The 15,351-nt window shown below is 64.9% G+C and carries 10 protein-coding genes; 4 read left to right on the top strand and 6 right to left on the bottom strand.

The features are described 5' to 3' along the window. Positions 1 to 33: 33 nt before the first annotated feature. Positions 34 to 4,149: a GAF domain-containing protein gene (locus IVB12_RS12750; RefSeq protein WP_247299297.1), complete on the top strand. Its 4,116-nt coding sequence runs from the start codon at positions 34 to 36 to the stop codon at positions 4,147 to 4,149. Here the strand turns inward: IVB12_RS12750 and IVB12_RS12755 are convergent. The 5 genes from IVB12_RS12755 to IVB12_RS12775 all read right to left on the bottom strand — a co-directional run bounded on the left by IVB12_RS12755 (position 4,123) and on the right by IVB12_RS12775 (position 9,950). Continuing rightward, on the bottom strand, positions 4,123 to 4,464 hold the full coding sequence (locus IVB12_RS12755) for a hypothetical protein (protein ID WP_247299299.1): 342 nt from the start codon (positions 4,462 to 4,464) through the stop codon (positions 4,123 to 4,125). The two genes, IVB12_RS12750 and IVB12_RS12755, sit on opposite strands and share 27 nt — an antisense overlap. A 217-nt stretch (positions 4,465 to 4,681) precedes the next feature. Continuing rightward, positions 4,682 to 5,674 (bottom strand): UDP-glucose 4-epimerase GalE, encoded by a 993-nt coding sequence (gene galE / locus IVB12_RS12760; RefSeq protein ID WP_247299301.1) that lies wholly within the window; start codon positions 5,672 to 5,674, stop codon positions 4,682 to 4,684. A gap of 18 nt (positions 5,675 to 5,692) precedes the next feature. After that, a complete protein-coding gene (locus IVB12_RS12765; RefSeq protein WP_247299302.1) occupies positions 5,693 to 6,496 on the bottom strand; it encodes a WecB/TagA/CpsF family glycosyltransferase in 804 nt (267 codons plus the stop codon). Then, on the bottom strand, positions 6,489 to 8,870 hold the full coding sequence (locus IVB12_RS12770; RefSeq protein WP_247299304.1) for a Wzz/FepE/Etk N-terminal domain-containing protein: 2,382 nt from the start codon (positions 8,868 to 8,870) through the stop codon (positions 6,489 to 6,491). The genes IVB12_RS12765 and IVB12_RS12770 overlap by 8 nt, the downstream gene beginning before the upstream one ends. 279 nt (positions 8,871 to 9,149) lie before the next feature. After that, the gene (locus IVB12_RS12775) at positions 9,150 to 9,950 is read right to left on the bottom strand and encodes a methyltransferase (RefSeq protein WP_247299305.1); all 801 of its coding nucleotides are present in this window, start codon (positions 9,948 to 9,950) and stop codon (positions 9,150 to 9,152) included. Between the two features lie 407 nt (positions 9,951 to 10,357). Between IVB12_RS12775 and IVB12_RS12780 the strand changes: the two genes are divergently transcribed. Beyond that, positions 10,358 to 11,386, top strand: coding sequence for a glycosyltransferase family 2 protein (locus IVB12_RS12780; RefSeq protein ID WP_247299315.1), 1,029 nt, complete (start codon positions 10,358 to 10,360; stop codon positions 11,384 to 11,386). Between the two features lie 16 nt (positions 11,387 to 11,402). Here IVB12_RS12780 and IVB12_RS12785 read toward each other — a convergent pair whose 3' ends face one another. Continuing rightward, on the bottom strand, positions 11,403 to 12,389 hold the full coding sequence (locus tag IVB12_RS12785) for a glycosyltransferase (protein WP_247299317.1): 987 nt from the start codon (positions 12,387 to 12,389) through the stop codon (positions 11,403 to 11,405). Between the two features lie 318 nt (positions 12,390 to 12,707). On the opposite strand from IVB12_RS12785, the gene IVB12_RS12790 reads away from it, so the two are divergent. Further along, on the top strand, positions 12,708 to 14,060 hold the full coding sequence (locus IVB12_RS12790) for an O-antigen ligase (protein WP_247299318.1): 1,353 nt from the start codon (positions 12,708 to 12,710) through the stop codon (positions 14,058 to 14,060). A 118-nt stretch (positions 14,061 to 14,178) separates the two neighbouring features. Further along, positions 14,179 to 15,312, top strand: coding sequence for a GNAT family N-acetyltransferase (locus IVB12_RS12795; RefSeq protein ID WP_247299320.1), 1,134 nt, complete (start codon positions 14,179 to 14,181; stop codon positions 15,310 to 15,312). Positions 15,313 to 15,351: the final 39 nt, after the last annotated feature.

Raw genomic sequence — 15,351 nt, forward strand, 5'->3', positions numbered from 1 at the left:
AAAAATAGGCAGAAATGCCCGGGAGCTGAGAACGTGCCGACGACCCTCGCACGCACCTTTGCGGCGTTGAGCGCCATTAACGAAGCGATTCTCTACGCGAAATCGCCGGACGAGCTGTACCAGAAGGTCTGCGACGCCGGGTTTTCGAGCGGAGATTTTTTGGCCGTCGCAGTGTTTCTGGTGGGACCGGACGGCCGGCGGCTGCACTTTGCGGCCGGCTGCGGCGATGACGTTGCGCGCCTGCGCTCGATCGTGATCACGACGGAAGCAGGCACGCCGGAAGGATCTGGCGTCGGTGGCGAGGCGTTCCGCGATCAGAAGCTGTGCATCAGCAATGACTATCTGAACGATCCGCGTTCGCCGGCGTGGCGCGAGGGTGCGGCGAAGCCCCAAATCGGCGCGGCTGCGGCAGTCCCGCTCCTCTGTAACGGCAAGGGCGTCGGCGTGCTCTACGTGACCCGCCGCGAAGCCGGATCGCTGAACGAGCAGATGGTGTCGCTGTTCGAGCGCATGTCGGCCAATATCTCCTACGCGCTCGAGAATTTCGAGCGAGAAGGAGCGCGCCGGGACAGCGAGGCGGCAATGCGGCGGCTGAATCGCATGTTTGGCGCGCTTAGCGCGACCAACGAAGCAATCCTCAAAGCCAGTACCGAGTTGGACTTGTATCAGCGGGTCTGCGACGCAGCAGTGCACGGCGGCAAATCGCTGGCGACTTTCGTGCTGTTGCGCGAGGAGAACTCGCACTGGCTGACGCCGGTGGCCGCGACCGGACAAAATCTCGATCTAATCAGACAAGCACGCTACTCGATCAATCCCGACAATCCTCACGGTCGGGGCATCTCCGGCCAGGTCTTCCGGACGCAGAAGGCGATGGTCGAAGACGACCTCGTCGGTCGTACCAAGGGAACGACCTGGGAGCGGGCCAGCATCAATGCCGGCGCGGTCGCCTGCGTCGCCGCACCATTGATCAAGCGCGGAACCAGCGTCGGCGTGATGTTCTTCTTCGTCAGCAAGTCGTGGGCGAAGGACCATGGCATCGTCGCGCTGTTGCTGCGGATGACCGAGAACGTGTGCTTTGCGCTCCAGAATTTCGATCGCGACGAGGAGAAAGCGCAGATCGCGCGGGAGGAGGAGCGGCTCGCGCGCATGTACGCCGCGCTGAGCGCGACCAATGAAGCGATCATCCGGGCCACGTCGCGTGCCGAGCTGTTCGATCTCGTATGCGAGGCGTCCGTGCAGGGTGGAAAGTTCGGCTCGGCGACGATCGCGCTTGCCGAGCCTGCCTCCGGGTTGCTGCGGGTCGTCGCCTCCGCAGGGCCGTACTCCGATGAAGTACGCAGACTCAAATTCGCCACGACCGACAAGGTGCCGGAGGGAAGAGGCCTGACCGGCACGTGCTTCCGCACCGGGCAGCCGTGCATCTCCAATCACCTGCTCGCCGACGAGCGCCTCAAGCCCTGGCACGAGAGTGCCCGCCGCACCGGCGTCAAGTCCTCCGCCGTGTTGCCGTTGCTGAACGGCGACCGCAAGGAGGGCGTATTCCTGTTCAATTCGCTCGAGATCGGCACCTTTACGCCGGAATTGGTTGAACTGCTGGAACGACTCGCACGCAACGTGTCATTTGCGATCGCAAATCTCGACCGCGCCGAGGAGAAGGCGAAGGCCGACAAGCAGCGAGACCGGCTGAGCGGCATGTTCGCGGCGTTGAGCGCCACCAACGAAGCCATCATGCGCGCCGAGACCCGTGAGGAGCTGTTCGAAGTCGCATGTCAGGCGGCCGTGCTGGGCGGCATGTTCGCCTCTGCGACGATTGGAATCATCGACGAGAAACGTGAGTTGGTCCGGGTCGTCGCCGTGAAGGGACGGCTCCAGCAGCGAATGGTCGGGCGCACCTGCGCGATTACCCCGGATCATCCCGAGGGCCAGGGCATCATTGGAACCTCGCTGCGGACGCGCCGGCCCAGTGTCGTTAACGACTATATGCACGATCCGCGCTCGGCACACTGGCACTCCAAGGCGGTTGAGGACGGAACCCGGGCCGCTGCCAGTTTCCCGCTTCTACGCTCCGGTCAGGAGCCGATCGGCATCCTGCTGTTCCTTGCTCCGGAGGAGGATACATTCACGCCCGATCTGGTCGAACTGCTGGCCCGTCTCGCAGAGAACGTCTCGTTCGCGCTCGACAATTTCGACCGCGCCGAGGAAAAGGCGCGCACCGAGGCGCAGAAGGAGCGCCTGACTCGCATGTTCGCGGCGCTGAGCGCGACCAACGAGGCGATCATGCGGGCGAAATCGCGCGCCGAATTGTTCGACCTCGTATGTCTCGCCGCATCGAACGGCGCCAAGTTCACCTCGACGACCATTGCGCTCGCCGGCGCCGACAGCGACCAGCTCAAGATCGTTTCAAGCGCAGGACCGTCGTCCGACACCACGCGCAATGTCCGCCTCTCGGTCGACCCCGAGCGCCCCGAAGGTCGGGGCATGGCCGGCACGGCGTTCCGGACCCGGCAGCCCTGCATCAGCAACGACTATCTCAACGACCAGCGCGTGAGCGCCTTCCACGACATTGTTCGTGGCGACGGCGCACGGTCGGGCGCGGCGATCCCGCTCATCGTTCATGATCTGGCCGTCGGCGTCATGATCTACATGTCGACCGACAAGGACACGTTCACCGCCGAGTTCGTCGAGCTGTTGCAGCGCCTCGCCGACAACGTCGCCTTCGCGATGGAGAATTTCGATCGCGCCGACGAGAAAAAGAAGGCCGACGAGCGGATCGAATACCTCGCCTCGCATGACAGCCTGACGGACCTGCCGAACCGCGAGACATTCAACGGATTGTTGCGCGAGGCGATCGGCGCGGCGCAGCGTCGCGATCACCGCTTTGCGGTGCTGTTCATCGATCTCGACCGCTTCAAGGTCATCAACGATTCGCTCGGCCACGAGGCCGGCGACCTGCTCTTGCTCGAAGTGGCGAGTCGGTTGCGGGGCGCGCTGCGGACTAGCGACGTGGTGGCACGGCTCGGCGGCGACGAATTCGTGGTGATCCTCGACCGGTGCGGCGAAATCGACGAGGTCCAGCGCATCGCCAGCGGGCTGCTCGCCGTGCTTGGCGAGCCCATGGAGCTGGCCGGGCACGAGTGCCACACCACGGCCTCGATCGGCATTGCGATGTATCCGACCAACGGCTCCGACGCGCAGACACTGACCAAGAATGCCGACATGGCGATGTATCTCGCCAAGGAAGACGGCAAGAACGGCTATCGCTTCTTCTCGAAGGAAGTGAAGACGCAATCGATCGAACGTCTGTCGCTGGAGAGCGCGCTGCGCCGGGCGCTGGAGCGCCAGCAATTTTCGCTGAATTACCAGCCCAAGGTGGATATGGAGACCGGCCAGATCACCGGAGTGGAAGCGCTGCTGCGCTGGACGCATCCCGATCTCGGCAACGTCTCGCCGGCGCAATTCATTCCCCTTGCCGAGGAGACCGGGCTGATCGTGCCGATCGGCCGCTGGGTGCTGAATGAAGCCTGTGCCCAAGCGATGGCTTGGCAGCGCCGCGGCCTGCTGCCCTTGTCCATGGCGGTCAACCTGTCGCCGCGGCAGTTTGCCGACGAGCATCTGTTGCAGGACGTCGATGAGGCGCTGGCTGCCAGCGGCATGTCGCCGGTGCTGCTCCAGCTTGAGGTCACCGAGAGCATGATGATGCGCAATGTCGGGCGCGCGCTCAAGGTGCTCGACGCCATCCAGAGCCGCGGCATTCGCCTCGCCATCGACGATTTCGGCACCGGATATTCATCGATGTCGCTGATGAAGCACTTCCCGATCGACACCATAAAAATCGACCGCTCCTTCGTCCGCGACCTGCCGCAGGATTCGGAAGACCAGGCCATCGCGCAGGCGATCATCAGCATGGGCAAGGCGCTCGGCATGACCGTCGTCGCCGAAGGCGTCGAGAACGCCGAGCAGGAGGCATTCTTGCGCACCCATGGCTGCGACGAGATGCAGGGCTATCTGATCTCCAAGCCGCTGCCGGCGCGGCAGATGGCCGAACTGCTGCGGCCGATAGAACTGCCCGTCGCGCCGCCGCTCCAGCCGGAGCCGGACCTTGCCGCAACCGAGGCCGCAGCGTTACGGCTGAAACGCGCTGTCGTCTGAGGGCTGCGGGTGCAGCTCGCGGACGTCATCATCCTTGCTTTCCGCCTTGCGCGGAAAATCTTCCGGCCACGGCAGTGAGGTCTGATCCTCAAACAGCGCGAGAAGCAGGCGCGCGCCATCGGCAAAGGCCGATCCTTCGCCGAGGCCGAGCGTGCGCGACCACGCACTTGGCATAGGCTGGCGCACGTCGAGCACCGCGATCGCGGGTCCCCACCACCAGGCCGGCGCCGGCGAACGTTCGTCCTCGGGCACAGCGAGCCAGCGGGCGAACTCGTCCACCACGCGCTCGAATTGCAGGCTTGCGGCCTGATGCATTCGCTCAGTGCTCCTTGGGTCCGCCTGAAAGCAGGCCGATGTGCGCACTCGGTCGTGGTCTTTACGTTGAAGAACGGCTCGCGTCGCGCAGCCACGTCTGCCGCTCCCATCGGCGGCCAGGCCTGAAACATGCGGCGGCCGGAAAAGCGGTCGACGCCGGTCGTCATAGTCTCTTTAGCCGCTGAAGGCCCCTGCCGGCAAGGTGCAGGACGGTTACCTAACGCGACCTGAAGGGATGCGCCTTCTGGTGCCAGGCCCAGGCCGTGCGGATGATCGTAGGCAGGTCGGAATGACGCGGCACGAAGTTCAGCACCTTCTTCGCAGCAGAGGGATCCGCGACCAGATAGGTGGGATCGCCGGCGCGGCGCGGCTTGACGGTGTGTGGCACCTCGCGTCCGGTCTCCTGCCTGATGGCGTTGAGGATCTCGCGCACGGAAAAGCCGGAGCCGGTGCCGAGATTGAAGCTGCCGCCGGCATGCCCTTCTTCCAGAAGCTTCAGTGCCGCCACATGCGCCGCGGCGAGATCGGTGACATGGATGTAGTCGCGGATCGCGGTGCCGTCGGGCGTGCCGTAGTCGTCGCCGAACACTGCGAAGTCGACATGACCCTGAAGCGCCATCATGGCGCGCGGAATGAGATGGGTTTCGTTGTCGCGCAGTTCTCCGATGCCGCCGGCTGGGTCGGCGCCGCTGGCGTTGAAATAGCGCAGGCAGAACGCGCCGAAGCCATAGGCCGCGCGGTAATCGGCGAGCATGCGCTCGATCATCCATTTCGATGCGCCGTAGGGGTTGATCGGCACGCAGGGAAAGTCTTCCGGCAGTTCCTTGGAATCGGCGTTGCCGTAGACGGCGCCGGTCGAGGAGAACACGATGCGATGGCAGTTCGCGTTACGCATCGCCTGCAACAGCGACAGCGTGCCTTGCACGTTGTTGATGTAATATTTCTGCGGGTCGATCATGGACTCCCCGACGAGGCTCGCCGCCGCGAAATGCATCACTGCCGTGATCTTGTGATCGGCGAAGGCGCGCGCCAGTGCTGTGCCGTCGAGCAGATCGCCCGTCACCAGCGGGCCGGTCACGAAACTGCGATGGCCCGTCGAGAGATTGTCATAGACGACGGGCTGATAGCCGGCGGCGGTCAGTGCGCGGCAGGCATGCGAGCCAATATAGCCCGCGCCCCCGGTGACGAGGACGGTCGGTCGGTCGGTCATGTCGTGTTCAGCTCTTCCCTAACGGACGGGTCGGTTACGGCTGAAGAGAAGATAGAGCGCGCGGGGGTTGGTGGTCAAATAGCGCCAGAACAGGCGGCGTGGCTCGAGCCAGGTGCGCCAGGCCCACTCGAGTCCGATCTTCTGCATCCATTGCGGCGCGCGGGAGCGGCTGCCCGACAAAAAGTTGAATAGGCCGCCGGATGTCTTGATAACGCCAACATTGGTGAGATGCGGCGTGAATTCCTCCACGAATGCCTGCTCGTTGGGCACGCCGAGCGCAACCCAGAGATAATCCGGCGCAAGCGCGTTGATTTCCTCGACCTTCGCGCGCAGCGCTTCGCCGCGCAGATAGCCATGGCTGCGGCCGACGATCCTAAGATTCGGATACATCTTCTGGACGTTCTCGACCGCTGCGATGTTCTCGGCCTCGCTGGCGCCGAGCATGTAGAAGGTGCGGCCGAGCGCTTCCGCCTTGCGCGCGACGACATGGAACAGGTCCGTGGTTGCGACGCGCTCCGGCAGCGGAAACCAGGATTGTAGCTTCGAAGCCGCGACCAGCGGCTGGCCATCGGCGTTGATCAGGTCGGCGACGCGGAACAGGCGCTCGGTCTGCGGCTCGGTCGAGCAGCGCGCCAGCACCTCGCCATTGGCCGAGGTCAGGAACAGCGGCCGGCCGATGCGCTTGTCAGGATCGGTCGCCTCGATCATGAAATCGGCGGTCGCTTCCAGGTCGATCGCGGCCATGCGAAGGCCGCCGACGGTGATCCGCGGCACGTCGGCAGTTGCCGCCCGTCCCTCGAAGTTGACGCGACGCTCAAGCATATTGCCTGCCTCGCTGGCGCGTTTGGGCTGCGGGAGTGAGCTCGTCGAGCACGACGCCGACGAGCTTGCGCTCGGCGCGACCGAGCGTGGTCAAGATCTCTTCCAGGCTGTCGTTGATGTCGAGGCTGGTCGGCAGCACCGCCACTAGCGCGTCGGTGTCGTCCAGCAGCTTACGGCCGCCGGCCGAAAGCGGCACCGCGGGGCCGTCGAGGATCACGAGATCATAGCCACCCGCGGCTCGCGCCTGTGTAATCGCCTTGCGGATGGCGTCGGCCGCCTTGCCGGCGTCGCCCTCTGCGGCCGGCAGCACCGAGATGCCGTTGACCGTCTTGATCTCGCGGGCGTCCTTGCTGCCAATCGAGAGCCAGCCGAGCCTGCTCGGCTCGTTCTTGCCGCGACGATCGACCTTGTTCGAGAGCGAACGCGCCTGATGGTCGGCATCGATCATCAGCACGCGGGTGCCGTCGCGCGCGGCCGCCAGTGCGAAATTCAATGCGGTCACGCTACGCCCGGTGGTCTCGCCTGCCCCGACGAGTGCGATGACGGGCATCGCCTTGCCACCGGCGCGCCGGGCCACGGCAGCGCGCATGTCGCGCCAGGCATTGAGCAGCGTGGTGAGGGGAAAGCCGGGGCGCAGCGTCGGCCAGCCCAGCCGGGTGAGATCGACGCCGCCGCCAGTGGCGAGAATGGCGCCGAGCGTGTGAATGACGTCGGCCTCCTGGAGGCGTGCGATCAGCGGCTTCTCGATCAGGGGCTTCTCGACGATCGAAGGCTGTAACGGAGGTGCGGCAAGTTCCGGCGGAGCTTGCTCTACTTCCGGAGCCCCTGAGACCTGCGGGGGCGGCGAGGCCTCCGAGAGCTCTGGAGCCCGCGCGCGCTGCGGAGCTCGCGTTGCATCCGGCACCGGCGTGCGCTGTGGACGGGCAGGTGTTGGCGCCGGCGCGCTCGCACGAGAGAACAGGAGCTCGGCCGCAGCGAACCAGCTTGACGCCGCGACCGCACCGAAGATGAAGCCGATCATGGCAAACAGGCTCATCGCCGGCGGAAACGAGCGCCGCTGCGGCACCGTCGCTTCGCCGATGACGCGGGCTGCGGAGGTGTTCAGGCTCTCCTGCTCCTCGGTCTCGCGAGAACGCTTGAGGAAGGACTGGTAAACGTCGCGGCTGGCGTCGGCCTCGCGTTCGAGCTCGCGCAGGCGGACTGCGGCCTGGCTAAGCTGGACGCTCTGCCGCTTCTGCGCTTCCAGCGCCCGGTTGAGCGAGGCTTCGAAGTCGCGGGCACGCGTCAGGTCGTTCTTGGCGGATTGGGCGAAGCGATCGATTTCCTCGTTGATGGTGCGCTTGAGATCCTCGACCTGCTTCTCGGTCTGGCGCAGCGCCGGGTGGCGCGGGCCGAGCTCGCCGGCTTGTTCCGCATATTTCTTGCGGGCGTCGGCATATTGCGCGCGCAGGTTCGCAATCGTCGGCGATTGCAGCGCCTCGGGGATTGCGCCCGCATCCGCCGCCGTGCGCCGGCTCGCCTCGATCTGGTCGAGCCGCGCCTGCGCATCCATCGTCGCCGCGCGGGCCGCGGCCAGCCGCTGGTTGCTGGCGGAGAGCTGCTGGTCGCTGATCAGCGTGTCCTGGGTGCCGACGAAATTGTTCTGTGCCTTGTAGGTGGCAAGCGCGGTCTCGGCGTTGCGCAGCCGCTCGCGCAGCTCCTTCAGACGGCCGGAGAGATCATTGGTGGCGCGCCGTGCGGCCGAGGCCTGCGAGTTGCGGGATTCCGCAAGGTAGGCATTGGTCAGCGTGTTGGCGAGCATCGCCGCTTTCGCGGGGTCCGTCGACCAGACCTCGATGTCGACGATGAAGCTCTTCTCGGTCTTGCGGACCGTGATGTGGCGGTTCAGCGCGTCGAGCGCCGCGAGCTGCACTTCCTTCTTTTCCGCGGCCGAGGGCGCGCGGGGCTGAAGGCCGATCAGGCCGAGCAGCGAGGACATCAGGCTGGTGCCCTCGCCACCGCCGAATTCCGGATCCTTGTCGAGGCCGGCTTGCTGGATGACCTGGAGCAGCACGCTATTGGAGGTGATCAGGCGCGCCTGGCTCTCCACCACCATGGACATGCCGGAGACGTCCTGCGCGCGCGGCGTCAGCTCGCGATCGACGAGCTGAAGCTCGCGCGGGTCGACATAGAGCTGTGCGGTGGCGGTGTAGCGGGGCGTCAGGCTCTTGCCGACGGTGACCGCGAGCGTCGCGCCGAGCAGGGCGGCGGCGGCAATCGCGACCTTTCGCCGCCAGAGCAGATTGGCGAACTCCAGCACGCTGAGACCGGCCTGAGGCTTTCCTTGCGGGGCCTCCGATCTAGCCCGATCAATCGGCTGGTTATAGTCAAGCATGATCCCCAGCTTTCATTCCAACTGCCGCGGGCTGAGGGGTTACTCTTCGGTTCACGCCACGCACCCGGGACATAGGTGCCCAATCAACGCAACAGGGAAAATTAACCATACTCATTGAGGGACTATTCACCGAAATGGCAAACAAAGCGTTTAAGCGCATGCCGTTCTTCGGTGCGTCGCCGCGACGCTGAGGTCGCTCAGAGATTAACGGTTCGTTACCGCACGCAGCGTGGCCGCGAAGCTTCGCTTGTTGTGCGATCCGCTGCGCGCGCATGGCCGTCAGCTCTTTCGCAGGATGACGTGATAATCGCCGCGGCGGACGTCGGTGCCGCGCGGCAGCACGGCGTTCAGCACCGCGGCCCCAGCGTCGACGAGGACCGCAAACAAAGGCTTGCGCCGGCGCATCTCGGGATAGCGCGGGCTCTCGACTTCACGACGATAGATCATCTCGAGACCGTTGGCGGCCGCGAACGCTTCGAGCCTCGGCAATGTCACCAGCGGATGGAAGAACGTCGGGAACGGCGGCTCGCCCGGCAGGCCGGCATCCTTGATGCCGCGGATGTTCCGGTAAAACCAGACGTGGAACCAGTGCGGCGAGTATTTGGTGACCACGCCGGACAGCGAGCGCGGGTTGGGGGCGCCGATCAGGATCAATCCGCCGCGCTTGAGCGCATCGCGGAAATTCAGCAGTGCAGCTTCGACGTCGGGAAGATGCTCGATCACGTTGTAACAGATCACGAGATCGAAGGTCTCTTGCCCGAAACGGTAGGTCTGGACGTCACCGAGGATCGCCTCGTCGGCGTAGGTATTGTTGCGGACCTGATCCTCGTCGATGTCGACGACGGTGACGTGGCTGCGGCTCGGCAATTCCGGCGGCAGAACGCTGCACGAGCCACCGCCGGCTTCATAGATGGCGAGCCGGCCCTGCGGCAGCTCGCGGCGCAGCACGTCATGAATTGCGAGCAGGCTGTCGCGGGCTTCGCCAGGGATCAGATCGTGCAGCGCCTGGGTGGGGGGAGTGGCCGCGGAGACGTTGATTGCCGTGGCTGTCGCGAACTCGATCGTCGCTGGCTTGTTCATGATTTTCTGACCGCACTTGTTCTATTCAAATTTACAGGAAAAAACTCGCTTGCCCGAAGAGCAAATCTGATGCCGCGCCGTGTCACTGATCGCAGTGCTTACGGTCGGGTTAATGCGCATAGGCGTTAACTAGGGCATTGTTCATGTTGAGCTGTTGCCGGCGCATTGGACCGCGAGTTGCACTAACACGGGTGCGAGGTTTCGCTGCAGAAGCGTGCGAAGGCGGTTAACTGCATGATGTTTGTGCCAAGATGACTGGAGATCGCCGGCGTGCGCGAGGATTTTCCGCTCGCCGGACGTTCATTTTGGGACGCATCTGTCCCGCCGCGATGTGCCGCCGCGGGACGCGGCCGATCCGCGCGATCGAAGCAGGGCTTTTTCAACATATCTCGGACATCTAGGACGTCATGACATTGATCCCGACAGACTTGTCCGCGAGGCGCTTCTCGGACCTCGTGTGCGATCCCAACCGCGAGATCGCGGCGAGCTCCAGCGTCATCGACCTGTCGGTCGGCATCGTCGTCTGCATTCCCTGCTTCCGCCGCCCGCAGCATCTGCGGCTGACGTTGGACTCGCTGGTCAGCCAGCGCACAGCTCGCTCCTTTGCGGTCGTCATGGTCGAGAACGATGCCGCGCGGCGTGAGAGCGCGCCGGTCGCCGCGGAATATCTCGCCGACGGCAGGCTCCAGGGCATCTGCCTCGTCGAGAAGCGGCAGGGCAATTGCCAGGCGATCAACGCCGCGTTCGAGACGGCCCAGGCCCTGTTTCCCGCCGCGACCCGCTTCCTGATGATCGACGACGACGAGATCGCTTCGCCCGATTGGCTCGAGCTGATGGTTCGCACCGCGGAGGCGACCGGCGCCGACGTGGTCGGCGGGCCGGTGTTGCCGGTCTTCGACGACGACAGCCAGCCCTGGCTGTCGCGTCATCCCGCGTTCTGTCCCGCCTATGATTACAGCGGCGCGGTGCCGCTGATCTATGGCTGCGGCAATTGTCTGATCACGCGCGCGGTGTTCGAGCGGTTCGAGCGTCCGGCCTTCGACCTGCGCTTCAATTTCCTCGGCGGTGGCGACTGCGATTTCTTCGTGCGGTGCCGCGATGCCGGCATGACATTCCACTGGACGGCGGAGGCGGTCATCACCGAAACCGTGCCGCAAAGCCGCACCAGCCTCGGCTGGATCGCGAAGCGAGGCTTGCGCATCGGCGCGATCAATTATCGCGTGCAGTCCAAGGCTGCGCAGAGCGCAGCGGCGCGGATGCTGGTGTTTGCGCAGATGGTTGGCCGGTTGCCGCTGTCGCTGGTGCGTGCGGCCGGTCTGCTGACATCGTCGAAGACAGTCGTCGCGATGCATCCCGTGATGGTCGCGCTCGGCTCCGTGCTTGCGGCATTCGGCATCGAGCCGAAGCCCTATGAAGCCTCGAAGATCGTGTCCTGACGTCCTGGCAGCGGAGCTAGATGCCAAAGCGGGCGAGGACGACCCGGAGCGCGGAGCGCGGCAGCGATTTGAGCGACCGCCGGCCGACCATAGCGAGATAGGCGAAGGCGTCGCGATATCTGCCGAAGCGGACCGCCTGCATCGCCGAATAGGTGACGAGATGAATCTCGGCGGCCCGGCGCAGCGCGCCGGCCGTGCCTTCGGGCAGTCTCGCCAGGATCAGCCCGTCGCCGAAGACTCGCGCGACCGCCGGGAAGAAATCCTGCGGCGTCCGCACCGCCGCATTCATCGTGTTCGCCGTGTGCAGGCGATAGTCGAGTAGGAGCTTTGGCGCGAATTCGAACTCGCCGATCGCGGCAAGTCGGCACCAGCAATGCCAATCCTCACAATATCTGAGGGAGACGTCGAAGCCGCCCACAGCGCGGAAAGCCTCCGCACGGGTGAGCACGATGCCGCCATTGACGATGAAGTTGCCGGCTGCGAGCCGCGTCAGCACGTCGCCGGTCGGCTTGCGGCGTCCCTTCAGCAGATCGCGCCGGCCGATCTGCCGTCCCTCGCTGTCGATCGTGTTGTAGTCGCCATAGACGAGAACCGCGCGCGGAGCGGCGCGCGCTGCCGCCAGCAGGGCCGCCACGCCATCGGAACGCAGGCGGTCGTCGGCATCGAGGAAGAGCAGCCAATCGCCGACCGCCTGCCGCGCGCCAAGATTGCGCGCCGCTGACACGCCCGCGGAGTCGTTTTGTATCATGCGCAGCCGTGGATCACGCATGGCGCGGACGATCGCAATCGTGTCGTCGGTCGAGCCGTCGTCTACGACGATGATTTCGGCGACATCGCGTTGCGCCAGCGCGCTGGCGATGGTTTCACCGATATAGGCCGAAGCGTTCTTGGCGGGAATGACGACAGATACCGACGCGCCCGGGTTCACCGGCAGCGGCAGGCGCGCCGCCGGCATCACGCGTGAGGCAGCCGTTAGTTCGAGAACCACGTCGGCGGTGATCAAGCTGCGGCTCGTCTTTAATGATCCGTTAACCAGGGCGCGTCTGCCGAGCCGGCAATGCCAGCAATCGAAATCTCGGCTGCTGCGGATGATACCCGCATTATGGGCAAGTCGCTGCCGCGAGCGCCTGCGCGGCGCCGGATTCGTGGAATAACGTTAAGCCGGTGACATTGAACCTGCGGCAAACCTAGCAGGGTGCGGCAGCGCTGCCGCGCAGAATGTGCCTGTCGTCTTCGGCATGCTGGTTGACGGATGGTTCACGACGGTGAGCTAGAAGCTGAAGCTTCCCGGCCTCACCTGCCTTAAGCTATGGATCGCAGCTTGGATCGCAGCGCCGCTGACATGACTGACGTCGAGGCCCGATCGTTGGGCCACGTCCTGCGCGGCGGGCTCGCAGGGCTGAACGCGGTGCGGGCAGCGCGCTGTCTCGTCGCCGTCGCGACCTTGCTGTTGATCCTGGTGACGCTCGATCCGTTTCCGGACCTGCGGAGTGAGAATTTCGCTACTGTCGTCAGCGGGCGAATGGCGCTGACGTACATCGCCTTCGGCCTCTTGGCCGTGGTCGCCGTGCTGTTCGTCGCCGTGACCGATGCGCCAGCGGTGAAGTCCCTGCTGACGCCGCTGCATCTCTGTCTCATCGGTTGGCTCTTGATCAACATCGCCTTTTCCGAGAACCGCGGCGTTTCGTTTCAGCGGTTCGTGCTCGCGGCGAGCGTGACGTCGCTCGCCGTGCTCCTGCCGCTATTGCCGCCGACGCAGCGCAGCTTCAACCTGTGCCTCGGCGGTGCCGCGCTCGCGCTGCTCGTGCTCTGCTATCTCGGCGTCTTCCTCGCGCCGCAATATTCGATTCACACCGCGTTCGACATCACCGAGCCGCAGCTTGCCGGTGACTGGCGCGGCAGTTTCGGCCACAAGAACGTCGCCTCGCCGGTGATGACCGTCCTGGTCTATGTCGGCATCTACCTTTGCGGTGTCGGCTCGTTCGTGATGGGGCCGGCGATCGCGGTGCTTGCCGGCATCTTCCTGATCTTCACCGGCGGCAAGACGTCCTCGGTGCTCTGCCTTGCGATCTACGCGCTGGCGTCGCTGGTCTACGTCACGCGGGGCCTGTGGCTGAAGCGGATCATCTGTTTCGTGCCGCTGATCGCGATGAACCTGCTGACGGTGGGCAGCGTCTTGAGTCCGGCGCTCGGCGCCATGACGCGGCTGCTTCCGCTCGACCCCACCTTCACCGGCCGCTCCGCCATCTGGGAATTCGCGCTCGCAGCCGTCGCCGAGAAGCCGATCATCGGCCACGGCTATGCGGCCTTTTGGGATGATTTGACCGAGCGGCAGACCGCGCAAGGCGCGGAATGGGCGACGAGCGCGGCGCACAGCCACAACAGCTATCTCGACCTCGCGGTCACCATCGGCCTGCCGGGGCTGCTGCTGGTGATCCTCGTCTTCGTGCTCGCACCGCTCGGCAATTTCCAGTCGGCCCAGGCGCATAACAGCAGTCGCGCGCTGGCAAAGCTGTTCCTGACCGTATGGCTGTTCGGCCTGTATTACGGAGCCACCGAGACCTTCCTGCTCGACCGACAGAGTCCGATCTGGTTCATGTTCACTGTCGCAGCGGCCGGCTTGCACTTCCTGGCTCGGTTCCAGTGCGCAGGGCAGGTGGAACCGGAGCACTGACACCTTGTCGCAGCGGGCGGCTTGATTGGCATCGCTTAACGATAAGCAGCGACGTTACTTGTCCTGCGCGGCAAAACATAATCTATCCGGAAACATTCAGTAATCCTATGTCCCGCGGATGACGTTCCTCAGCGTCGAGCAATCAGAAGGCCGGGTGTCGCGCACGTCGGGAATCGCGGTCGATTTCATACGCGACTGGCGGCCGGCCGCATTGCGCCTGAATGCAAGCCATCGCACCGCATTCCAGCACGGTTACTGGCTCGGCGCCTGGTACGAGGCGTTCCACGACCTCGCACCGCTGATCGCCGTGATCTCCGATGCCCCGACCGGCAAGGACATCGCTCTTGTGCCGATGATCAGCCATATCAGGCGCGGCATCCGCGTGGTCGAATTTGCCGATCTCGGCGTCTCCGATAACAATGCGCCGATCCTGTCGCTTGGGGTGGATGCGCCAGATGCCATCAGCAAGGCGTTAATCGATGCGCTACGCGCCTTGCCCGATGGCTTCGATCTGCTGCGCCTGAGGAAGATGCCGGCCCAAATCGGCGCCAAGCCGAACCCGCTGGTCTCGCTCGGCCGGATCGGATCCTCCTCGCTCAACGGCAATCTGGTGCTGATGGGTGACGACTATGAGGCTTACCGGGCCTCGATCAAGCGCATGCAGATGCCGCGCTGCTGGCGCGTCTTCAGCCGTCATGCCGGCGCGCGGTTCGAGATCGCTGCGGATGTCGCTCGCGCGCATGAGCTGCTGGATGTCATGGATGTTCAGCAGCAGGCGCGCATGAGAAAGCTCGGCTCGCCATTTATCCTCAACGACGAGAGCCATGCGCGATTTTACCGCGAGATCGCCCGCCAGGGTGTCGCGGAAGGCTATGCCGTCCTCTCGGCGCTGGTCTGCGACGAGGGCGTCGTCGCCACCTCGCTCGGCGTCAGGCAGGATGCGACCTACTACCTGCTGCGCATCAGCCACGCCGGTGATTCATGGTCGAGCTGCTCGCCCGGGCTGCTCGTCGCCGAGCGCACCATGGCCGCACTGCATGCACGGGGCGTGCGCCGCTTCGATCTCAGCATCGGCAATCAGGACTATAAGCGCCGCTTCGGCGCTCAGAGGGTCCCGCTGACCGATGTCAGCATCGCACTGTCCTGGCGGGGCCTGCCCTATGCATGGCGCGACCACGCCGCGCAGGGCCTGCGCCGTCACCCGAGGCTCGCCGCGCTTGCGGCGCGGGCGATGGGCAAGGGGACGCGCTAAAGCGGCATTCCCGAACGAGAATGCCGCCCCGCGATCGCG

Source organism: Bradyrhizobium sp. 179 (assembly GCF_023073535.1).
In the GTDB taxonomy this organism is placed as follows: Bacteria; Pseudomonadota; Alphaproteobacteria; order Rhizobiales; family Xanthobacteraceae; genus Bradyrhizobium.

Bases quoted from the DNA above. Each gene is read 5' to 3' on its own strand.
- IVB12_RS12780 (WP_247299315.1), top strand. From the start codon at position 10,358: ATGACATTGATCCCGACAGACTTGTCCGCGAGGCGCTTCTCGGACCTC.
- IVB12_RS12775 (WP_247299305.1), bottom strand. From the start codon at position 9,950: ATGAACAAGCCAGCGACGATCGAGTTCGCGACAGCCACGGCAATCAAC.
- IVB12_RS12755 (WP_247299299.1), bottom strand. From the start codon at position 4,464: ATGCATCAGGCCGCAAGCCTGCAATTCGAGCGCGTGGTGGACGAGTTC.
- IVB12_RS12765 (WP_247299302.1), bottom strand. From the start codon at position 6,496: ATGCTTGAGCGTCGCGTCAACTTCGAGGGACGGGCGGCAACTGCCGAC.
- IVB12_RS12795 (WP_247299320.1), top strand. From the start codon at position 14,179: ATGACGTTCCTCAGCGTCGAGCAATCAGAAGGCCGGGTGTCGCGCACG.
- galE (WP_247299301.1), bottom strand. From the start codon at position 5,674: ATGACCGACCGACCGACCGTCCTCGTCACCGGGGGCGCGGGCTATATT.
- IVB12_RS12770 (WP_247299304.1), bottom strand. From the start codon at position 8,870: ATGCTTGACTATAACCAGCCGATTGATCGGGCTAGATCGGAGGCCCCG.